Consider the following 19,958-nt stretch of genomic DNA (forward strand, 5'->3'; position numbering starts at 1 on the left):
AGATAATCACGAAAATTTAAAAGCTTTACTATTTACAACAGTAGATCTGCTACCCCCTCAACGCGAGTCCCGTTGGCGTTATCTCATAGGGGAACCACGAGAGGGAGTGGGGCGTCCTCCGCATTCCATATACTCTTATGTACCTTCTCAGAGTCCTGCCCTCCTCAAACATCCTCATTTCGATGACACCGTCCACTATAGCCTTCACCATTGCCTCCACCTGCGGCCTTTCGATGCCGGTGTTTATCTCAATGAGCCAGACCTGCTTGTGCCTGTGTGCGATGTCCTTGAGCTCTTCGAGGAACTTGTATATGTCGATGAGCTCACTCTCGAAGAAGAGCGGTGTCAGCGAGGTAATGATGCCGACCAGCTGCCCTGTGTAGCCTCCAGATATTAGGCCGGTCGTTGTTTCCTTCACGAACTTTGCTATCTGAAGCGGGTTGGAGGGGTCTATGATTACGTCTTCCGTGAAGGAGAACTTGGGGGCGCTCTTTATCCTGTGAGAGTATGCGTCGATGAGGTACAGGTACTCGTCGAGTATTGGGCTGAAGTCCCAGCCGAAGAGACGGGCGTTCTCCAGGAATTCCCTCTTCGGCATGTCCACGAGAATCGCAAGCCCCGGGGTTCCATGTAGGACGGTCTGGGTGTACAGAAACTGGGTCTGGAACGTCGTCTTGCCGGATTTAGGGTCCCCTAGAACGAGCACAACACTGCCCGCTGGAATACCACCTTGAATAAGGCCATCAATAACCCCGGTCTCAATCCTCTCGATGTCCAACTCAACCACCGTGCTCAGTATATTTCTCCGCTCGGGTAGACGACGATGCCATCCTCTGTTATCTCAAAGGGATACTTTTTCATCGCGTGCTTGGTCTCCCTCATCTTTCTGATCAGGAGGTACCGTTTCAGTTCCACGTCTTTTTCAATGAAGTCCAGGAGTATTACACCCCTGGCAACGTACTCCTCCACTCCGTACCTGCTGAGTTTACCCCTCTTTGGGTCTTCAGCCTCTGTGGTTAGAATAGACGTTATTCCCATTTCAAGGAGAATCGTGTTGAGCTTGAGCAGGACCTCACGTATGTTTTTCTCTTCCCTCAATCTAATCGCAATTGAAGGAATGGAATCGACTACGAGACGTTTTGCGTCTATGGTCTTAACAACGCGGTATATGTAGCGGAGGAATCCCTCTACGTTGAGACCCTCCTCGAGGGCAAAGCGCTCCTCCGAAGGGAGCCCGACGGCCGAACTCACACCGTCTATTATTGCTATCTTCCCTTCATCTTCGTATTTCTTCAGATCCCATCCAAAACTCAGCATCTCCCTTCTCAGATCCTGGGCTCTTTCCTCCAGTGTGACTATTACCCCTGGCTCATCATAGAGCTCTGCTCCCTTGTAGACAAACTGGACTGCAAAGGTTGTCTTTCCAGTTCCAGTGGGACCGGTGACAAGAACAGTAGTCCCCTTGGGAAAGCCACCCTCAATTAAATCATCAAGACCGGGAATCCCAGTCTTTACCCTAGCAACATCATACCGGCTCATGCCAATCCCCTCTCAATCCTGTGACCCGATAACTGGTATGTTTGTAATGCCCTTAAACTTTCCCCCACTGTGATGGTGCTCGTTCTGATTTTGGACCGGGATATTATAAAAAGCTTTCGAGACGTTGGTGAAAGATGTCTAAATTTTGAAGCTCAAAGGAGCGTCGATTAACAGCTGGAGATTGAGTTCTTCTTCTAGCTCAGGAACGACATTACTCGTGTCTCTAATCATCAGATAATCCATTTTAAGCACAGTTTTCTTCCATCTTTTCTATGGGGGATTATCCCACCCAAACACGAAGACATTGAAAAACAACCAAAAGCGAAGAGCTATTTCAGCTTCCCCCTATTACAGTTGGCAGCTAAACTTCACTAGACTTCAACGAAACATACGTTTCTCGCTTTCTAACAAACTCTACCAGCCGTTTATAGGTCGGGTGCGAGCTCAGCGTCGAGGAGTCGCCTATCAGAATCAGCTTCCTCTTTGCCCTCGTCAGCGAGACGTTTAACCTCCTCAAATCCTTTAAAAAGCCCAGCTCACCCTTCCTGTTCGAGCGGACGAAGGAGAGAACGATGACCTCCTTCTCCCTGCCCTGATAACCGTCCACCGTCTTGACCTCTATCTCTTCAGGCAAAAGCGAGCTTATCAAATCGCGCTGGTCGTCGTAGGGGGTTATGACACCAACCCATTCAGGCTTAATCCCGAGCTTTAACAATCCCTCAACGGCTTCCTCCACGAGCCTCGCCTCAAGTGGGTTCTCCCGGCTCTCGCTTCCATAGCGCTGTCTCTCGAAGCGGTCTTCTCTTTTAGCGGTATCTACGAAGACGAGCACGTTCTCCGGTTTAAGCACTTCGGCCCACACATCGTCCCCTTTCGGCAACTCGACGCCCAAATCGGCCAGCGTTATATTCCTGACGCTCTCGTCGGCTTTAATTCTGCCATTGTAAAATTCCCTGCTCGGAAACTCCATGAGCCTTTCGTTCATCCTGTACTGGACGGTGAGCATCTCGCTCTTCCAGGGATAGCGCTCAATCAGGCCCTCGAAGAGTGTCTTGCTAAGCTCCTTGGCCCTCTCGCTCAGTATCGTCGGCGGGAGCTGTTTGTGGTCGCCTGCCAAAACGAAGCGCCTCGCGCGGTTGATTGGGATGAGCACGCTCGGTATCGTCGCCTGCGTGGCTTCGTCTATTATCGCCACATCATAGCTCCCGTAATCAACCACCTCCAGTCCAGCCGAAGAGTTCGTCGTCAGGACGACGTTGGCTTCCCTTATTATCTCCCTCGCTATCCTCTCCTCCAGCTTCCTTGCATCGTCGAAGGTCTTCTGCACCTGCTCGTTGATTTTGAGCCACTGGGCCATCTCGCGGATTAGCCTTGCCGGAACGCCCCTCGTCCCTATCCCCCTCTCGGCCAGGCGGAGAATCTGCTTATCGGTCAGCCCGCGCCTGTACTTTGGAGCCGGTTTGGTGAAGGTGTCGCGCTTTTCCTTCAGGTTCTCCCCGATTACGCGGAGCTCCCTCAGCTCGCCGTAGAGCTCGTGCTGGGTCATGAGGTAGGCTAAAGTCGTCTCGTGGAGAGCTTTTGAGACCCTGCTCGGGTGTCCGACGCGGACGACCTTCAGACCAGAATCAACCAGCCTCTCGACGATGTTGTCAACGGCCACGTTACTCTCTGCAGTGGCCAAAACCCTGTGCCCCCTCGCCACCTCCTGCCGTATCAGCTCGACGAGTGTTCTCGTCTTTCCAGTCCCGAAGGGCCCATGAATCAGGAAGAAGTCAGGGCTCCCAAGGGCTCTCGCTATTGCCCTCCTCTGGCTCGCGTTCAAGCTCCTGTCAAAGGGATTGAACTCTACTTCCTCACTCTCCTCAGGCTCCCTCAGGCCTAGATAGAACTCAAGAGCCTTTCTCCCGCTTTCCCGAAGGGCTTCAATGTTCTCAAGCCATCTTTTGAAGGTTATGTCGTTGGCGTACAGGTCAACGCGAACTCCTCTCAATGCCCACTCGGGGACGGTCTCAAGGGCCACCGTTATGAACCTCTTCCCCTTCTCGACAACAGTTCCGACCAAATCGCTTTTCAGCGGGTCTCTCTTGCTTATCACGATCAAATCGCCGACGCTTATCTCCGTCTTGATTTCCCTCTCGCGCCCGTATCTGACGAGGAAATAGCCGAGCTCCTCGCCGATTACCTTCCCGTTGAGGCCGAGAATAGCTCTTCCTACTTTCTCCCTCTCGCGGCCGCTGAGCCGTCTCATCTCGGCGCGCATTGCCTCTATCTCAGCCTTTCGCTCCATCTCGACGAGAACCTTGAGCTTTGCGATGAACTTCGAAAGCTTCTCGTTTTCATTCATTTTTCTTCCCGAAGGGCGAAGAGAAGAGCCGTTTAAAAGGTTGAGGGTGGTCAGCCCATGCGAGTTTCCTCACCGCTCGGACGAAACTTCCCTCATCATCCCGAAGAGGGTAGAAGGGAGAGGTTAAAAAGCTAGGCCCTCTCCGAGAAAATCACCGAAACTATGTCCCTGTGGAAGGACTTGATGGCCCTGACGTGCTTTTCTTCAACCCTGCCGCAGCAGGCGACGCGCTCGTAGAAGCGCTGGAGCTCATCTAGGAGCCACTCGAGCTGTCTCTTGGAGCTTTCGCTGAAGCCATTGCCCAAGAGTTTTCCCCTCAGAAACGGCATGACCTCCGAAGGCCGTCCCCATGCGGCCCAGAAAAGACCTTCCTTCAAAATCTCAAACAGCAACTCCTCGGACTTCGCACTAACGAAGGGTTTCACCCTCCCCCCTAAGCTTTTCTGGAACCCTCCTTTGGATTTCGTAACTCCTCCTCATGGCAATCACCGTAGAACGGACTGCGATGTCCTATATTGGCTTTTCGGGAGCTTTTTTGAACATCTGATGAAAGAGAAACTTTGATATAAAGACTGATTGAATTTTTTCTTTCCTAAATCCGGAAGGCCGACGATCCGACGAAGGCAGATTTTTAAGATGTACACCGAGCATCGTTCGGTGGTGGGATGAAAATTGGAATCGTTGGCGATGGAATAGCTGGCCTGACTTCTGCCATAGCGCTTGTCAAGAGGGGTTTTGATGTTACTCTCATCGGTCCCGGAATTCGAAAGAGCAACTCTTATCTCGCTCAGGCTGGGATAGCCTTCCCGGTTCTCGAAGGCGATTCTCTCGAGGCCCACGTCCTCGACACAATCAAAGCCGGAAAGTACATCAACGACCGCGAGGTCGTTTGGAACATAATCTCAAAGGCGAGCGAGGCCTACGATTTTCTCACTTCCCTCGGCCTGAAGTTCGAGGCGAGCGAGACTGAAGGTGGCCACTCATTCCACAGGGTCTTTACGATTAAGAACGAGACCGGCAAGCACGTCACGAAGCTCCTCTACCTCCGCGCCAGGGAGCTCGGCGTTAACTTCGTCAGGGGAAAGACGGAGGAACTCGCGACAAAGAGGGGGAAGGCCTGCGGGGTGTTCGTCGAGGGCGAGTTCCTCCGCTTCGACGCGACCGTTATAGCGTCCGGTGGATTCTCGGGGCTCTTCAAGTTTACGGCAGGTTCTCCCGAGAACACCGGCCTCATCATCGGCGACGCGGTAATGAAAGGCTCCCCCGCTCGCGATTTGGAGTTCGTCCAGTTCCACCCGACCGGTTACATTGGAAAGAAAGGAGTTTTCTTGATAAGCGAGGCCGTGAGAGGGGCGGGGGCAAAGTTGGTAACCGAAGACGGCGAGCGCTTCGTGAACGAACTGGCGACGAGGGACATCGTGGCGAGGGCAATCTACCGCCAGATGCAAACTGGAAAGAAGGTCTTCCTCGACGCGACCGGGATAGAGAACTTCAAGAAGCGCTTCCCCCAGATATACGCTTTCCTCAGGAAGGACGGGATAGACCCATCGATGGACTTAATCCCGGTCTCGCCGATAGCCCACTACACGATGGGCGGGATAGCGGTTGACCTCTGGTATAGAACTTCACTGAAGAACCTCTACGCGATAGGAGAGGCCATGAGCAACGGCTTTCACGGGGCGAACAGGTTGGCGAGCAACTCCCTCGTGGAGTGCATCGTTTCTGGCCTTGAAGTTGCGAGAACGATAGCGAGGGAAAGGCCGAGGTGCAGGGAAGTTAAGGAGCCTCACTACCACGGCTACGAACCCGGAGACGTTGACTCGCTGAGGGAGCTCCTATGGGAGCATGCTGGGATAGTTAGGAGTGCGAAGACCCTTAGGGAGGGCCTCCAGAAGCTTGAGGGAATCGAGGCCGACCCGAGGCTGAAACTGCTCGCGAAGGGCGTCCTTGAGTGCGCTTTGGCGAGGGAAGAGAGCAGGGGGAGCCACTACCGTGAGGACTTTCCGGTCATGAGAAAGGCCTTCGAGAGGCCGAGCTTCTTCGACGGGAGGTGCAGGCTGTAACCAAAGGTGTCCAAAAACCCTTTTAATTCCCCTCTCCCACCTTCCGCCGAGGGGTGAGAGATGGACAGGGAAAAGCTGATCGCCGAGATTGAGAAGCTTAAGGAGGAGCGCAACGCGATAATCATGGCCCACAACTACCAGCTCCCCGAGGTGCAGGATATAGCGGATTTCCTTGGGGACAGCCTCGAGCTCGCGAGGAAGGCCGTAAACGTTGATGCCGAGGTAATAGTCTTCGCGGGCGTCGATTTTATGGCCGAGACCGCTAAAATCCTCAACCCCGAAAAGACTGTCCTCCTTCCGGCTAAAACGGCCACCTGCGCGATGGCCAACATGCTCCAGGTCGAGCACATACTTGAGGCGAAGAGGCGGTATCCTAACGCGCCAGTTGTCCTCTATGTGAACAGTTCCGCCGAGGCGAAGGCCCACGCCGACGTGACGGTAACTTCAGCCAACGCGGTTAAAATCGTCGAAAAGCTCGATTCCAACGTTGTAATCTTCGGCCCGGACAAGAACTTGGGAAGCTACGTCGCGAGGGTGACTGGTAAGAGGGTAATCCCAGTCCCTCCAGACGGGCACTGCTACGTCCACAGGAAGTTCACCGTTGAGGACGTCGAGCGCGCGAGGAGACGTTATCCCAACGCCAAGCTGATGGTCCACCCCGAGTGCGAGCCGGAAGTGCAGGAAAGGGCCGACATAATCGCCTCGACGGGTGGAATGATACGGCACGCGCCGGAGTGGAACGAGTGGGTCGTCTTCACCGAGAGGGAGATGGTCTACCGGCTGAGCAGGCTCTATCCAAACATAAAGTTTTACCCCGCCCGCGAGGACGCAGTCTGCGTTGGAATGAAGGCGATAACGCTCGAAAGCATCTACGAGTCCCTCAGGGATATGAAGTACCGCGTGGAGGTTCCGGAGGAGATAGCCAAGAAAGCAAAGAGGGCCATCGAGAGAATGCTTGAGATGAGCTAAGCCTTCGGGGCTTCTTTTTTCTGGCTGTTTTGATGAATTTTTAAGTCCATCCGATCGTTAGCGTGAGCTTTCGAAAATCTTTTAAACACAAAATGTAACTAAAAACTGACAAAACTCTGGAGGTGATAAAATGGCTCAGTATGGGATAATGGAGAAAAAATGGGTATGGATGCTCCTGCTCGGTGTTGTGTTCATGACCCTGGGTTTCGCTGGGCTCATGATGCTTCCACTGATGACGCTGAGCAGTGTGGCCGTGTTCGGAGCCTTTATGCTAGTGGGTGGAATACTTCAGGTGCTTCACGGTCTAACGAAGGCCAAGGACTGGAAGAGTGCAGGCGTTCACACGCTCATGGGCCTGGTATACGTTTTGGCAGGTATCTTTACAATTGAAAACCCAATACTCGCGAGTGCTACGCTCACCTTGCTCCTAGGGGTCTCGCTCATCGTGATCGGAACACTCAGGATGGGCGTGGCGTTCCAGAACAAGGACGTGAACCAGTGGCCTGCGATGGTTTTCTCCGGCCTCCTGACGGTTCTACTTGGTCTCTTCATAGTGCTCCAGTGGCCCTGGTCCAGCCTGTGGGCTATTGGCCTTTATGTCTCGGTGGATCTTATAATGAGCGGTGCCAACTTCGTGGCGATAGCGCTTGCCGCAAAAACTGCGGGGGAGAGATCCTCTCCCGCCTGATCTCATCTTTTTGGCGCCATGTGCCTTACGGTGTAGTGCTCGAGCGTCGCCCCTTTCTCCACGAACTCGTGGGGCCATATCTTGACGTTGTACATTCTCACGTTGTCGCTTATTATTGCATTGTCACCTATGACCGAGTTCACGATTCTCACGTTGTCCCCTATTTCAACGTGCCTCCCTATTATCGAGTTCATTATCCTCACGTTGTTCCCGAGCTTTACCCTGTCCATGACGACTGAGTGGAGGATCTCGCAGCTCTTCCCCACCATGGAGTAGTTGTCGATTATGGCGTCCTCCAGGGCAGTTCCTTTCCCTATGGAGATGTGCCTCCCGAGCAGAACCTTTCCCTCAACTAGGAGCTCGCCGCGCTTTATCATTTCCCTTATCCTGCGCCTCAACCTTTCTGACATCTCCGACTTACCCTGCATATACACGTCTCGGGTTATCTCAACGGCCTCCATGTCCTCGGGGGATAGGTGGTGGAGTAAGTACATCGCCGCCCTCAGGTACCTCTCGGGAGTTCCTATATCAAACCAGTACCCCTTCATGGGGTAGCCGTAAACGGCATAGCCATGCTCTATGAGCGCGGGAATTATGTCGCCTCCGAAATCCAGTTTCCTTTCCTCGCGCATCTCAGCCGCCCATTCGTCCTCAAGGAAGCTCCAGAAGTCCTTGGAGAGTATGTAGATTCCGGTGTTGGCTAGATTGCTGGGGGCCTCCTCTGGGCTCGGCTTCTCAACGAAGTACTCTATCCTGTAATCGTCGTCTATCTTCGCTACCCCGAATCCCGTGACATCGTCCACAGGCTGGAGGGCTATCGTCATGAAGGCTCCTTTCTTCCTGTGCCACTCGTACATCTCCCCTATGTTGAGCTGGTATATGTTGTCACCCTGAATAACGACTACGGGTTCTCTGATGCCGTAATAGTGCATCGTGTACCAGACCGCGTCTCCGTTCGTTGTGCTCTCGTACCGAGGCATATACCTTATCCTAACCTCTTTCTCAAGCCCGTATTTCTTCTTCAGCCAGTAGCCCTCACGGAAGTAATCGAAAAGAGTGGTGTAATTGACGTAACCTTTGACACCGAGGTAAACCTCCTCAACACCATCCCTTGCGAGGCTCAGTATCGAGTGTTCGAGAATGGGCTTGTTTAACAGCCTGACGAGCCCCTTGGAGGTCTCTATCGTGAGGGGCCTGAGTCTCGTTGCTTCACCTCCTATTGGTATAACCGCTTTCTTGATCATAGGACTCCCCCTATTGATTAACTTCCCCAATGATTAAAAGGTATTCCCCGGAGGTTGTGAATGTATGGGAAAATGACAAAAGTGAGTATGGGCGGGGGAATGGTAAAATGGTGGGGCTTAACTACCTGCTCCGGTTTCTTGAGGAGGATTCGCCGTTCGGCGACGTGACGAGCGAGGCGGTGATTCCCGAGGGCACTAAAGCAAGGGCTGTAATCATTGCAAAGCAGGACGGGGTTATAGCGGGCGTTGAAGAAGCTAAAGCCCTCTTCGAGTACTTCGGGGCCAAGGTTTCGGCCAGAAAGCACGACGGCGAGGAGGTGAAAAGGGGAGACGTGATCCTCGAGCTCGAGGGGGATGCGAGGGCAATCCTGCTCGTCGAGAGGACCGCTTTGAACGTCATGGGCAGGATGAGCGGCATAGCGACAGAGGTGAGGAAGCTAGTCGAGAGGGTTAAAGCCGTGAACCCAAAGGTTCGCGTTGCGGGGACGAGGAAGAGCCTTCTCAAGCCGATAGACAAGAGGGCCATAATCATCGGCGGCGGCGAGCCGCACCGCTTCTCGCTGAGCGATGCAATGCTCATCAAGGACAACCACTTAGCTTTAGTTCCGCTGGAGGAAGCCATAAGGCGGGCCAAATCCTTCAGCGTTTACAAGGTCGTTGAGGTCGAGGTTGAGAGCCTCGAAGATGCTCTCCGGGCGGCAAAAGTCGGGGCGGACGTGATACTGCTCGACAACATGAGCCCCGGAGAGATAGCGGAGACGATTGATGCGTTAAAGCGCGAGGGCCTGCGAGATAGGGTGAAAATCGAGGTCTCAGGTGGGATAACGCCTGAGAACATTGAGGAATATGCAAAGCTCGATGTCGACGTGATAAGCCTCGGCTATCTAACTCACTCGGTTAAGAACTTCGACGTGAGCCTTGAGGTTATCGGCAAAATGTGATCGGGTTAGCCTTTTGTTAATTTTTGATCGTAAATTTTATAACTTTATCGACTGGAATATCATCAGCGATTGGGGGTATCAAAAATGGGGAGGATCACAGTACTCTCACTCATCGTCCTATTGTCCTTATCTTTGGAAACTGCTCTTGTCTCAGCGGGGGCAATTTTAGTGGATGTTAGGGTACTAAACCAGACGGGGGAAGATTCATATGTTCCAAAAATTTTTCTCAACGAAACTGCCGCAGGTCAGTATTCGTACACTTTGCTCGTCATGAACGTCACCGCTAAGGATCTCGGCGACGGCTACTTCTCGGTTGGAATTAGGGGCCTTGTAATCGATGAGTTTCCCTCTACTCTCAATCTAACTGGCCGTTGGATAAACATGACCTTCAAGGTCAAATCTAAAACCAACACTTTCGTCCTCGATGGGCAGGGGGCTTTCTTTCCGCTGTACATTGTCTTCCCCGAGAGCAAGACACTCTTCCATTTGGGTGAGCAACTTCAAGTTAAGGACAACGTCCTCCAGATGCTCCAGCCCCCCTCCAACAGAACGGTAAAGCTCGTTGGAAAATACGTCAAGGTCTATACGAAGCCGATTGAAGTGAACAGCGTTGACGTACGGAGCAGGAAGTACTTCAATTACACCATCTGCAACGTTCTGCCCCCGGAACTCCAGAGGAAGTTGAACATGACGAAGGGATCCAGCTGCTTTCTTCAGCGTACGCCTTACCTCGATGGGAGTTTTTTGGGTCACAAACCGCTCAGCATAATGGCTCTCTATCCCCGCGACCCCTTCGGTGTCTCTTCCGGCCCCGTTATCCTCTCGGTTGATTACATCCCCACGAGTCCGGACGAGCTGAAGGGGCAGGAAACCCCTAATAATAGGGATCTCCTTAAGCCTATCGGGATCGGTGCAATAATAGTAGCCGCAGCCGGTGTTGCATTGACGAGGAGGGGTGGGCGTTGAAGCCGGTGGGAGTTGAGATATCCTCCAAGAGGTCTCTGCTCGCCGTGATGATCCTCCTTCCCCTCATTATAGCGGGCTCAGCATGGTACGTTATGAGTGAGCCCATCTCAGTTGGCGTTACCCAGCGCTCCTTCATGACTCCCCCGGATCAGCTGAACGCCTCCCTCCATCGAACCTTGGAGGGGCTGGGTGATTTCTTCTACCGGGTTTCGGATGTTCAGAAGGACATCTTCACGAAGGGTTTAAGGGTTCTTCTTTTGGGTGTTTTCATCGGGGTTACCCTTGTTTCCTCTCTGATTCTCATCCGGCCGCTCTCCGATGGCACGATGGCGTTTGAGATAGGGCTGGTGAGAGACAAGAAAAGGGTCCTGCTCTACAGAACCGCTCCTATAATTGTGTACTCCGCCTACGTTTCAATAATCCTTGCTCTCTTCGCTTACTCTGTCTTCCCCTTGAAGGCTGGACTACCTTTCGATTTTGATAAGGGTCTCTGGCTCTTTGTGGTGCTTTTTCTCTCGGGCATGTGGGGTGTAACCCTAACAGCCCTCGTGGGATTCTACACCTGTGAGCCCGCTTATCCGGTCATTGTTTCGTTTCTCGTTTCCCTCACCTCATTCACGGGAGCGGGGGATCTCTTCTTTCCCTACTATAGGCTCTTAAACGCCCTCTGGGTTGATGTGAAGCTGCTCAACACGTGGTCGATCGCGGGGCTGGGCCTTCTGTTTGTCTCAGCTTTCATTGCGCTTCACAAATTTGAACGGGGTGAGTACTATTGAGGCTGTTCAAAACACTGCTGGTGTCATCGCTTCTGTTCGCGGCCTTCACGTTCCTGCTCTTCCAGTCTATGGCCCAGGAAAAAGTAAACATCGTGTTCTACCAGACGGGTTATGATCCCGAGACCTATACGGTTCAGTACGTTGACACGACCCTGCCGCTCGCGGGTGAGTACTCAGTGCAAGGAGACAACGTGACTGTTCTGACCGTCGAGGGAAGGCATGGAGGCCACTTCAGGACATCTCTGCGCGCGGTCAGGCTGGTTGGCGTCTTCAACACGAGCGACGATGTTGAAGTTGAGCTCCATCCAAAGGTGGGCATGCCGTGGGGAGTTCTTCTCGGTGTTGTGCTCTCGGGGGGTGTGTTTGGGTATGCTTTTAGAGTGCTCGGGTTTGAGTAAATCCTACGGCGACACGAAGGCGCTCGACAACGTCAGCTTTAAGCTGAGCGAGGGACTCTCGTTTATCCTCGGACCCAACGGAAGCGGGAAGACAACGTTCATAAAGATACTAAGCGGCATAACATATCCCGATGCCGGCGAAATAAAGGTTTTGGGCAAGGACTACGGGGATCTGACTAAGGGGGAGATCTCCTTCTCCTTTGAAAAGACCAACCTGTCCCCCTCCATAAAGGTTGGCGAGTACCTGAGCGCAATAGGCGAGTGGAGGGGTGAGGACAATTCCCGGGAAGTAATGGAAATGTTTGAGCTCCGCAATGTTGAATCCAAGAGATTCTCTGAGCTCTCCCAGGGATACAAGCGGAGGTTTCTGGTCGCAAGCGCCTTCGTTGGCTCTCCAAAGGTCGTCTTTCTCGACGAGCCCTTCAGCAACGTGGACATAGTGGCCAAGAAGAGGATGATGGAGGTTTTCATGGAGCTCAAGCGGGAGCGCAACATAGTCATCGTCTCCCACGTTTTCACGAACATCGAGGAAATAGACAGCCTCGTCGTGCTCTACAACGGAAAGGTTCTCAGAAACCTCCACGGGAAAGAACTCCAAGATATCGGGGGCTTCAAGGCAGTATTCTCCGATGGGTCGGTCGTTGTCAACGATTTGGACGAGCTGGTAGAGAGGATTAGAAACGGCCAGAGACCTGTTTCGATTAAACCGGTAACCCTCGAAGACTGGCTCATGGACTTCTTTTAGCCTTATCATCACATTCACCATCCGGTGAACCCCTTCGGCTTTCGATGCGTTTTTCTAAACATTTTTCATCCAAACCGTTCCATACCTGTGGCAAGGCTTATATTCTCTTTTTCAAATCCAAATCTGAAGGAAAGCCAAAAGGGGTGATCCGTATGGGAAAGCTCGACATTATTGAGAAGAAAGGTACCGAGAGACTGAAGAGGGGCTTCGCCAAGATGGTCAAGGGCGGAGTCATCATGGACGTCACCAATGCCGAACAGGCGAGAATCGCTGAGGAAGCCGGAGCAGTCGCAGTCATGGCCCTCCACCGCGTTCCAGCTGACATCAGAAAAGCTGGCGGAGTCGCGAGGATGGCCCCGATAGAGAAGATCCAGGAGATAATGGACGCAGTGACCATTCCGGTTATGGCGAAGGTTAGGATCGGCCACGTCGCCGAGGCGAGAATCCTCGAAGCTTTGGGTGTTGACATGATCGACGAGAGCGAAGTTCTGACGCCGTCTGACCCGTACTTCCACATCGACAAGCGCGAGTTCAAGATTCCCTTCGTCTGCGGCAACAGGAACCTCGGGGAGGCCGTCAGGAGGATATGGGAAGGGGCCGCGATGATGAGGACGAAGGGCGAAGCTGGAACAGGAAACATCATCGAGGCCGTCAGGCACGTCAGGCTTTTGAAGGACAACATCGCCCTGCTCCAGCGCATGACCGACGAACAGATCTACGGCGTCGCCGAGAAGTTCGCCGAGCCATACCTCAGGCTGGCCTTCGAGGTCAGGGAGATCAGCGGCCTGCCAAAGCAGGTCCTCGAGAACGAGCCGGTTTACGGCCACTACACCTACCGCGAGATCGTTGAGGGCCTCTACAAGATACTCCTCGAGATAAAGAAGCTTGGCCGCCTTCCGGTCGTTAACTTCGCCGCTGGAGGAGTTGCAACGCCCGCCGATGCCGCCCTGATGATGCAGATGGGCATGGACGGCGTCTTCGTCGGTTCGGGCATCTTCAAGAGCTCCAACCCGCCGAAGATGGCGAGGGCCATAGTCGAGGCCGTGAACCACTGGGACGAGCCCGATGTGCTCGTCGAGATAAGCAAGGAAATCGGCGAGCCGATGCGCGGTCAGGACATTGAGGAGCTTGAGGTTAGGCTCGAGGAGAGGGGCGTCTGAGCCCTTTTCCACTCTTTTGGAGGGGTTGAAATGGTCAAGGTAGGCGTTATAGGCCTCCAGGGAGACGTCAGCGAGCACATCGAGGCGGCTCAAAGAGCACTCGAAAACCTCGGAGTGAGTGGAGAAGTGATCTGGCTCAAAAAACCTGAACAGCTTGAGGGGATCTCGGCGATCATAATACCTGGAGGAGAGAGCACGACGATATCGAGACTCATGCAGAAAAACGGCCTCCTCGAGCCCGTCAGGAAGCTCGGCGAAGAGGGACTCCCCATTATGGGCACCTGCGCGGGCCTGATAATGCTCTCGAAGGAGGTAATAGGCGCCACTCCAGAGCAGAGGTTCCTCGAGCTCCTCGACGTTAAAGTGAACAGAAACGCCTACGGCAGGCAGGTGGACAGCTTCGAGGCGCCGGTAAAGCTCGCCTTCAGCGATGAGCCGTTTCCGGGAGTTTTCATACGTGCCCCGAGGATAGTGGAGCTCCTCAGCGACAAGGTGAAGCCTATTGCGTGGCTCGGCGACAGGGTTGTTGGCGTCGAGCAGGATAACCTCATCGGCCTCGAGTTCCACCCGGAGCTGACGGAGGACACGAGGGTCCACGAGTACTTCCTGCGGAAGGCACTTTGACTTTTAACAAGTTTTCGTTAATTTTAGCCATAAAGCTTTTTAATTTTAACTTTTTCTTGCCAATTAGGTGGTAGCGTGAAAACGGTCGTGTGCCCCTTCTGCGGCTTCGGGTGCAGGCTCCTCGTTGACGAGAAGAGCATGAGGGCCAAACCTTATCCGGGTCAGCCGAACAGGGGGAAGCTCTGCCCCAAAGGCCTCTACTCGCTCGAGTTCGTCCGCTCCCAGGGAAGGCTGAAGAGGCCCCTCAAGAGGGTTGGTTCCGCAATGGTTCCAATCAGCTGGGGGGTTGCGGTAGAGGAGATAGCGAACAAGCTCCTCGAGATTAGGGAGCTCTACGGTCCCGATGCGGTGGCGTTTCTTTCGTCCTCGAAAATCAGCAACGAGGAAAACTACCTCCTCCAGAAGATTGCACGCCTGTTTGGCACGAACAACATAGACAACTGCGCAAGGCTGTGCCACGAAGCGAGCGTTCACGCGCTCAAGCTCGCCGTCGGAACCGGCGCGCAGACGAACCCCTATGAAGACCTTGAGAACTTCAACGCCGTCCTGATATGGGGATATAACCCCGCTGAAACGCACCCCGTCGTTATGAACTATGTCCTCAGGGCCAAGAGGAGAGGGGCTAAGGTAATCGTCGTGGACGTCAGGGAAACGCGGACGATGGCCTTTGCTGATTACAAACTCATAATAAAGCCCGGGACAGACATAGTCCTGGCTAACGCGATGGCGAACGTGATAACCGGGGAGGAGCTCTACGACGAGGAGTTCGTTCGCTCTAGGACGAGCGGTTTTTCAGAGGTCAGGATGGCTGTTATGAAGTACACCCCGGAGTACGCGGAGACCGTAACTGGAATTCCAGCGGAGACGATACGGGAGGTCGCGAGGGCTTTTGCCCTGGCCGGAAGTGGGGCCATAATGTGGGGAATGGGTCTAACCCAGCACGTCTCTGGCGTTGAGAACGTTTTAGCGGTGATAAACCTTGCACTGCTCCTCGGCTACATCGGGGAAAAGGGCGGCCTCTACCCTATGCGCGGGCAGAACAACGTCCAGGGAGCGGCATATATGGGCGCGCTGAGCGAGTTCCTGCCTGGCTACGTTCCTCTCACCGACGAACGCTTTAGAAAGCGAGTCGCCTCGCTCTGGGGCGTTGACGACCTGCCGACCGAGAGGGGGCTCTACCTGACGGAGCTGTGGGATGCCATCGAAAGGAGTGACCTAAAGGCCCTCTATATTGTCGGCGAGAACCCTGCGGTGAGCGAGGCCGACTTTACGCGCGTGAGACGGGCGTTGAGAAAGCTCGACCTCCTCGTCGTTCAGGATGTCTTCATGACGAGAACAGCGCGCTACGCCCACTACGTCCTCCCTGCCTCAGCTTTCTGCGAAAAGGAGGGCTCATACATGAACAGCGAGCGAAGAATCCAGTGGAGCCACAAAGTCTGCGAGCCCTACGCTGACTCAAAGCCCGACTGGGAGATTCTGGCGATGCTCGGCCGGGCGCTCGGGCTTCCGGGCTTCAACTACACCCGAGTTGAGGAGATAACGGTAGAATACTTCCGTCTTTTCCCGGAGCTCGAGGAGAGAAGCGTTGATGAACTCAAGAACGGCGAGGGAATATTCCTGCCGAGGAAGAGGTTGCACACGTGGGAGTTCGCGACGCCCGACGGAAAGGCCCGCTTCATGGCCGTCGAGAGGATTTCACCCTGGGAGGAGCCGAGTGAGGAGTTCCCGCTGATTCTAACGACTGTCAGACTGATAAACCACTACAACACGGGCGAGATGACGCTGAGGAGTCCCTCACTAGTCAAGTTAATGGGCGAACCTAAGGTCATGATCAACGAGAAAGATGCGAAAAGGCTTGGAATCACCGATGGAGACTGGGTGGATATAGAAACGAGGCGCGGGAGAATAAGGATGCGCGCGAAGGTCGGCGGCGTCCCTGAGGGGCTCGTTGCAATCCCCTTCCACTTCAAGGCGAACCGGATTACCAGTCCGGCCCTGAACAAGGCCGGAACGCCCGAGTTCAAGTTCTCGGCGTGTCGGGTTAAGAAAATGAAGGCCCCATGATATGCTCAGCCTTCTTTTGTTACCATGATAACATTTTAGTGTTTTTCTTTCTTGATTGTTATCATGCAAACCGCAAAACTTATATACGAGTTTTTTGTTATCATGATAACGAGGGAACGGCATGGTAAACCTTGACGAACTCAAGGTCAACGCTCAGGAGTACCTTGAGGACGCTGATTATCTCTACAACAAAGGCCACTACAACTCGGCCCTCAACCTCTACTTCAAAGCCCTCGTGGCAATCTGCGACTACATAATCCTCCGCGACACAGGGAAACTCCCGAGGAATCACACTGAGCGCTTTAGGATTCTCGAAGAGAAATATCCTGACATCTATGACATCGTGGACTTCCACTTCAACAACTACCGCAAGGCCTACCTCATGAGGGCTACAAAGGAATGGGTGGAGGTGCTGAAAAATGACGTCCACAACCTCTACTCTCAGCTCTGAGCCCCTTCAATTTTTTACCCTCCAAGGAACACTCCACGAAACAGTCAAAAACTTCGTAGAGAATCATAGTGAGGTCTTCGACGTTGTCCTCTACGGTTCAACTGTCCTCGGGAAAGAGAAACCCAACGACCTCGACCTCATGATACTAACGAGGACGAAACTTCCCGCCTTGGAGCTTAGGAATCTCATCCTCGAACTCAAAAGAGAGCTCTCCAAAATACTCACAAATGCCAAACTCGACATCAGGGCCATGAGCCTTGAAGAGCTCTTCGACCCGAACAACCTCGCAAGCTTGGGGGTCATCATAGAGGGATTTTCTCTCACAAAGAACAAATCAATGGCAGAGCTAATGAATGGGAAAGCATATGCTCTCTTCCGTTTCACCCTTGAAGGCCTTCCGCGGAAGGACAGGGTTCGCTTCCAGTACGCGCTCAAGGGCAGGGACATGAAGAGCGGCCTCCTCAAGGAGCTGAACGGTGAACAGTGGGGGGCTTGGGTAGTTGTCGTTCCAATAGAGCACACTTACCGCTTCAGGGACTTCTTGGAGCTTTGGGGTGTAAAATATGAAGCCTTCACAATCTTAAAAGGAGCCGACTTGTTCTACAAATTTTGACATCAATTAAAACCTGAACGCCCACTCCGGATACTCACCCGTGAGACATGCCAGACAGAGATCTTCCCTGCCAACGGCCCTCTTCAGGCCCTCAACGCTGAGGTAAGCCAGGCTGTCGGCGCCTATTGCTTCCCTAACCTTTTCCACCCCTCCGAAGGCCGCTATGAGCTCGTGCCTCGTGGGGATGTCGATACCCATGTAGCAGGGGTACCTTATCGGCGGCGAGGCGATTCTGACGTGGACTTCCCTCGCGCCGGCCTTCCTGAGCATCGCGACGATTCTCTTCATCGTCGTGCCCCTGACTATGGAATCGTCGACCAGAACGACCCTCTTCCCGGCGATAACTTCCCTAACCGGCGAGAGCTTGAGCTTGACCTTCAGCTCACGGTTGAACTGGCCAGGGGTTATAAAGGTCCTCCCGATGTAGCGGTTCTTTATCAGGCCTTCAGCGTAGGGAATCCCGCTCTCCCGTGAGAAGCCGAGGGCGGCGGCTCTTCCAGAATCGGGAACCGCTATGACAACGTCAGCCTCGGCCGGGCTCTCTCGGGCTAGCTCTACTCCCATCCTGACCCTCGCGCTGTAAACATTTGTCCTGTCCAGGACGCTGTCCGGCCTCGCGAAGTAGATGTACTCGAAAACGCAGTGGTGGTGGCTTTCCCTGGCGAGAACCTTGCTCTCAACGCCGTTTTCCGAGAGGAGGAAGACCTCTCCGGGTTCAACGTCCCTTATTTCTCCGTTCTCAGACTCGTTAACGAATAACCTTAATGCAGAATCCTCGCTCGCGAAATAGTGGCCATCCCCGGTTCCGTAGCTCAGGGGCCTGAAGCCAACGGGGTCCCTCGCCACGAGGATTTTGCCGTCGAAGAGGAGTGCAACGGAGTAGGCACCTTTGACTTCGCCAAAAACGGCTCTCATAGCCTCGAACTCGTCCCCCGTCTCGTGGAGGTGCCAGAGGAAGGAAATCCCGAGCAGTTCGGAGTCAACGGAGTGGCGAAACCTGACGCCGAGCTTTTCATACCTCTCGCGGAGGGGTCTGAAGTTGGTGAGCGTCCCGTTGTGCGCCACCGCGATTCTCATCCCACAGCACTCCGTTTCGAGGGGCTGGGTCTCGTTGAGCGAGCCGGAGGTGGAGTAGCGGACGTGTGCTATTGCGAGGTTTGACTTAATTTTGGCCAAAACCGGTCCCTTAAAAACATCCTGGACAAGACCCGGTCCGGAGACGGTTCTTATTCTATGCCTCCAGACGCTTATTCCCGCGCTCTCCTGTCCGCGGTGCTGGAGAGCGAGCAGGGCGTAGTATGCCTTCTTTGCTGAGTTCTCCGAGAGCGTTGCAAAGATTCCGCACTTCTCTCGCATCGCCACCACCGATTGACGCGTGAAAGTTAATGGCGCTCCATTAAGCTGGTCGAGTTTAGCTGTCCATGCTTAAAAACTTTGCCCAGTTTTTGACAGTAATCAGGCAAAATAACACTTAAAAGCAGGTAAGTTTTACACAAAAATGGTGATTCATGTGGAGGTATACGAGGGTAAGGCCAAGAGGGTAATCCCGCTCGACGATGGAAAGGTCATCCTTGAGTTCAAGGACGATGCCACCGCCTTCGATGGCAAAAAGAAGGCCCGGTTCAAGGGTAAGGGCTGGCTCAACGCCCAGATCAGCGCGGTTCTATTCAAAGTTCTTGAGGAGAACGGAATAAAGACTCACTTCATCGGAATCGCTGGGGACAACAGGCTTATCGTCGAGCGCTTGAAGATGTACCCCCTCGAGGTTGTCGTCAGGAACGTTGTCGCCGGAAGCCTGAAGAAGCGCCTCCCCCTTGAAGAGGGCACGGAGCTTCCTGAGCCGATAGTTGAGCTCTACTACAAGGACGACGGCCTCGGCGACCCGATGATTAACCATTACCACGCCAAGGTTCTGGGGGTAAGCGAGGAGGAAGTCAGGGAAATGGAGAGAATTGCCCTCAAGGTCAACGAGGTTCTCAGGAAGTATTTCACCGAGCGCGGGATAATCCTCGTGGACTTCAAGCTCGAGTTTGGGAAGAATGAGAGGGGAGAGATAGTCCTCGGGGACGAGATTAGCCCGGACACCTGCCGATTCTGGGACGCAGAAACGAAGGAGAGCCTTGACAAGGATGTCTTCCGCTTTGACAAAGGTGACCTGATTTCAGCTTATGAGAAGCTCTACGAGAGGCTTACCGGTGAATCTCCGACTCATAGATGATTAGCACCGTGTAGCAACCTTTCTCGTCCTCTTCTATTTCTATCCTCCTCAGCCAGATTCCATAAGTTTTAACGGCCTCCTCGACAACCCCCGGTAGCTCCTCAAGGAAGGCCTTTCTCCTCACGGTAAGCTCCATACCAACACCTGAAAAACAA

Annotated in this window: 21 protein-coding genes; 14 read left to right on the forward strand and 7 right to left on the reverse strand. The window is 53.6% G+C overall.

Features of this window, described 5'->3' with window-relative positions; all coding sequences use genetic code 11:
* Positions 1–49: 49 nt before the first annotated feature.
* The 4 genes from TGAM_RS03135 to TGAM_RS03150 form a co-directional block, all read right to left on the reverse strand.
* Positions 50–787, reverse strand: coding sequence for an RAD55 family ATPase (locus tag TGAM_RS03135; protein ID WP_015858236.1), 738 nt, complete (start codon positions 785–787; stop codon positions 50–52).
* Positions 788–792: 5 nt separating this feature from the next.
* Positions 793–1,539, reverse strand: a complete 747-nt coding sequence (locus TGAM_RS03140) for an ATPase domain-containing protein (RefSeq protein WP_015858237.1) — start codon at positions 1,537–1,539, stop codon at positions 793–795.
* A gap of 361 nt (positions 1,540–1,900) precedes the next feature.
* Positions 1,901–3,883 carry an IGHMBP2 family helicase gene (locus TGAM_RS03145; protein ID WP_015858238.1) on the reverse strand — a complete coding sequence of 661 codons (1,983 nt, stop codon included), beginning with the start codon at positions 3,881–3,883 and terminating at the stop codon, positions 1,901–1,903.
* 131 nt (positions 3,884–4,014) lie between these two features.
* Entirely contained in the window at positions 4,015–4,308 is a 294-nt protein-coding gene (locus TGAM_RS03150) for a hypothetical protein (protein ID WP_015858239.1), read from the reverse strand.
* Between the two features lie 240 nt (positions 4,309–4,548).
* Between TGAM_RS03150 and TGAM_RS03155 the strand changes: the two genes are divergently transcribed.
* The 3 genes from TGAM_RS03155 to TGAM_RS03165 all read left to right on the forward strand — a co-directional run bounded on the left by TGAM_RS03155 (position 4,549) and on the right by TGAM_RS03165 (position 7,603).
* Positions 4,549–5,946, forward strand: a complete 1,398-nt coding sequence (locus TGAM_RS03155; protein ID WP_015858240.1) for an L-aspartate oxidase — start codon at positions 4,549–4,551, stop codon at positions 5,944–5,946.
* Positions 5,947–6,006: 60 nt separating this feature from the next.
* Entirely contained in the window at positions 6,007–6,915 is a 909-nt protein-coding gene (nadA, locus tag TGAM_RS03160; protein ID WP_015858241.1) for a quinolinate synthase NadA, read from the forward strand.
* Between the two features lie 130 nt (positions 6,916–7,045).
* Complete coding sequence (locus tag TGAM_RS03165; RefSeq protein ID WP_015858242.1) at positions 7,046–7,603, forward strand: HdeD family acid-resistance protein; 558 nt, start codon at positions 7,046–7,048, stop codon at positions 7,601–7,603.
* A 2-nt stretch (positions 7,604–7,605) separates the two neighbouring features.
* Here the strand turns inward: TGAM_RS03165 and TGAM_RS03170 are convergent, their stop codons facing one another.
* On the reverse strand, positions 7,606–8,847 hold the full coding sequence (locus TGAM_RS03170; protein ID WP_015858243.1) for a nucleotidyltransferase family protein: 1,242 nt from the start codon (positions 8,845–8,847) through the stop codon (positions 7,606–7,608).
* Positions 8,848–8,954: 107 nt separating this feature from the next.
* Between TGAM_RS03170 and nadC the strand changes: the two genes are divergently transcribed.
* From nadC to TGAM_RS03220, 10 genes are all read left to right on the forward strand, one after another.
* Positions 8,955–9,788 carry a carboxylating nicotinate-nucleotide diphosphorylase gene (gene nadC, locus TGAM_RS03175; RefSeq protein WP_015858244.1) on the forward strand — a complete coding sequence of 278 codons (834 nt, stop codon included), beginning with the start codon at positions 8,955–8,957 and terminating at the stop codon, positions 9,786–9,788.
* An 84-nt stretch (positions 9,789–9,872) separates the two neighbouring features.
* The gene (locus TGAM_RS03180; RefSeq protein WP_238516239.1) at positions 9,873–10,754 is read left to right on the forward strand and encodes a hypothetical protein; all 882 of its coding nucleotides are present in this window, start codon (positions 9,873–9,875) and stop codon (positions 10,752–10,754) included.
* A 5-nt stretch (positions 10,755–10,759) separates the two neighbouring features.
* Positions 10,760–11,530: a hypothetical protein gene (locus TGAM_RS03185; RefSeq protein ID WP_238516265.1), complete on the forward strand. Its 771-nt coding sequence runs from the start codon at positions 10,760–10,762 to the stop codon at positions 11,528–11,530.
* Positions 11,527–11,928, forward strand: a complete 402-nt coding sequence (locus TGAM_RS03190) for a hypothetical protein (RefSeq protein WP_015858247.1) — start codon at positions 11,527–11,529, stop codon at positions 11,926–11,928. Before TGAM_RS03185 ends, TGAM_RS03190 begins: the two co-directional genes overlap by 4 nt.
* Positions 11,900–12,673, forward strand: a complete 774-nt coding sequence (locus tag TGAM_RS03195) for an ABC transporter ATP-binding protein (protein WP_048811073.1) — start codon at positions 11,900–11,902, stop codon at positions 12,671–12,673. The genes TGAM_RS03190 and TGAM_RS03195 overlap by 29 nt, the downstream gene beginning before the upstream one ends.
* A gap of 152 nt (positions 12,674–12,825) precedes the next feature.
* Positions 12,826–13,833 (forward strand): pyridoxal 5'-phosphate synthase lyase subunit PdxS, encoded by a 1,008-nt coding sequence (gene pdxS / locus TGAM_RS03200; protein ID WP_015858249.1) that lies wholly within the window; start codon positions 12,826–12,828, stop codon positions 13,831–13,833.
* Positions 13,834–13,863: 30 nt separating this feature from the next.
* Complete coding sequence (pdxT, locus tag TGAM_RS03205; RefSeq protein WP_015858250.1) at positions 13,864–14,457, forward strand: pyridoxal 5'-phosphate synthase glutaminase subunit PdxT; 594 nt, start codon at positions 13,864–13,866, stop codon at positions 14,455–14,457.
* Between the two features lie 75 nt (positions 14,458–14,532).
* On the forward strand, positions 14,533–16,521 hold the full coding sequence (gene fdhF / locus TGAM_RS03210; protein ID WP_015858251.1) for a formate dehydrogenase subunit alpha: 1,989 nt from the start codon (positions 14,533–14,535) through the stop codon (positions 16,519–16,521).
* A 121-nt stretch (positions 16,522–16,642) separates the two neighbouring features.
* Positions 16,643–16,972, forward strand: a complete 330-nt coding sequence (locus TGAM_RS03215) for a hypothetical protein (RefSeq protein WP_015858252.1) — start codon at positions 16,643–16,645, stop codon at positions 16,970–16,972.
* The gene (locus TGAM_RS03220; protein ID WP_015858253.1) at positions 16,941–17,585 is read left to right on the forward strand and encodes a nucleotidyltransferase domain-containing protein; all 645 of its coding nucleotides are present in this window, start codon (positions 16,941–16,943) and stop codon (positions 17,583–17,585) included. Before TGAM_RS03215 ends, TGAM_RS03220 begins: the two co-directional genes overlap by 32 nt.
* A gap of 6 nt (positions 17,586–17,591) precedes the next feature.
* Here the strand turns inward: TGAM_RS03220 and purF are convergent, their stop codons facing one another.
* Positions 17,592–18,941: an amidophosphoribosyltransferase gene (purF, locus tag TGAM_RS03225; protein ID WP_048811074.1), complete on the reverse strand. Its 1,350-nt coding sequence runs from the start codon at positions 18,939–18,941 to the stop codon at positions 17,592–17,594.
* A gap of 154 nt (positions 18,942–19,095) precedes the next feature.
* On the opposite strand from purF, the gene purC reads away from it, so the two are divergent.
* Positions 19,096–19,803: a phosphoribosylaminoimidazolesuccinocarboxamide synthase gene (gene purC / locus TGAM_RS03230; protein WP_015858255.1), complete on the forward strand. Its 708-nt coding sequence runs from the start codon at positions 19,096–19,098 to the stop codon at positions 19,801–19,803.
* On the opposite strand, the gene TGAM_RS11225 is transcribed toward purC, so the two are convergent.
* On the reverse strand, positions 19,775–19,939 hold the full coding sequence (locus TGAM_RS11225; protein WP_015858256.1) for a hypothetical protein: 165 nt from the start codon (positions 19,937–19,939) through the stop codon (positions 19,775–19,777). The genes purC and TGAM_RS11225 overlap by 29 nt on opposite strands.
* Between the last annotated feature and the right edge of the window lie 19 nt (positions 19,940–19,958).

The organism is Thermococcus gammatolerans EJ3 (assembly GCF_000022365.1).
Taxonomy (GTDB): Archaea; Methanobacteriota_B; Thermococci; order Thermococcales; family Thermococcaceae; genus Thermococcus; species Thermococcus gammatolerans.

Coding starts and splice junctions, on each gene's coding strand:
- TGAM_RS03140 (WP_015858237.1), bottom strand. CDS start 1,539: ATGAGCCGGTATGATGTTGCTAGGGTAAAGACTGGGATTCCCGGTCTT.
- TGAM_RS03145 (WP_015858238.1), bottom strand. CDS start 3,883: ATGAATGAAAACGAGAAGCTTTCGAAGTTCATCGCAAAGCTCAAGGTT.
- TGAM_RS03155 (WP_015858240.1), top strand. CDS start 4,549: ATGAAAATTGGAATCGTTGGCGATGGAATAGCTGGCCTGACTTCTGCC.
- nadA (WP_015858241.1), top strand. CDS start 6,007: ATGGACAGGGAAAAGCTGATCGCCGAGATTGAGAAGCTTAAGGAGGAG.
- TGAM_RS03165 (WP_015858242.1), top strand. CDS start 7,046: ATGGCTCAGTATGGGATAATGGAGAAAAAATGGGTATGGATGCTCCTG.
- TGAM_RS03170 (WP_015858243.1), bottom strand. CDS start 8,847: ATGATCAAGAAAGCGGTTATACCAATAGGAGGTGAAGCAACGAGACTC.
- nadC (WP_015858244.1), top strand. CDS start 8,955: ATGGTGGGGCTTAACTACCTGCTCCGGTTTCTTGAGGAGGATTCGCCG.
- TGAM_RS03180 (WP_238516239.1), top strand. CDS start 9,873: ATGGGGAGGATCACAGTACTCTCACTCATCGTCCTATTGTCCTTATCT.
- TGAM_RS03195 (WP_048811073.1), top strand. CDS start 11,900: ATGCTTTTAGAGTGCTCGGGTTTGAGTAAATCCTACGGCGACACGAAG.
- pdxS (WP_015858249.1), top strand. CDS start 12,826: ATGGGAAAGCTCGACATTATTGAGAAGAAAGGTACCGAGAGACTGAAG.
- pdxT (WP_015858250.1), top strand. CDS start 13,864: ATGGTCAAGGTAGGCGTTATAGGCCTCCAGGGAGACGTCAGCGAGCAC.
- TGAM_RS03215 (WP_015858252.1), top strand. CDS start 16,643: ATGGTAAACCTTGACGAACTCAAGGTCAACGCTCAGGAGTACCTTGAG.
- TGAM_RS03220 (WP_015858253.1), top strand. CDS start 16,941: ATGACGTCCACAACCTCTACTCTCAGCTCTGAGCCCCTTCAATTTTTT.
- purF (WP_048811074.1), bottom strand. CDS start 18,941: ATGCGAGAGAAGTGCGGAATCTTTGCAACGCTCTCGGAGAACTCAGCA.
- TGAM_RS11225 (WP_015858256.1), bottom strand. CDS start 19,939: ATGGAGCTTACCGTGAGGAGAAAGGCCTTCCTTGAGGAGCTACCGGGG.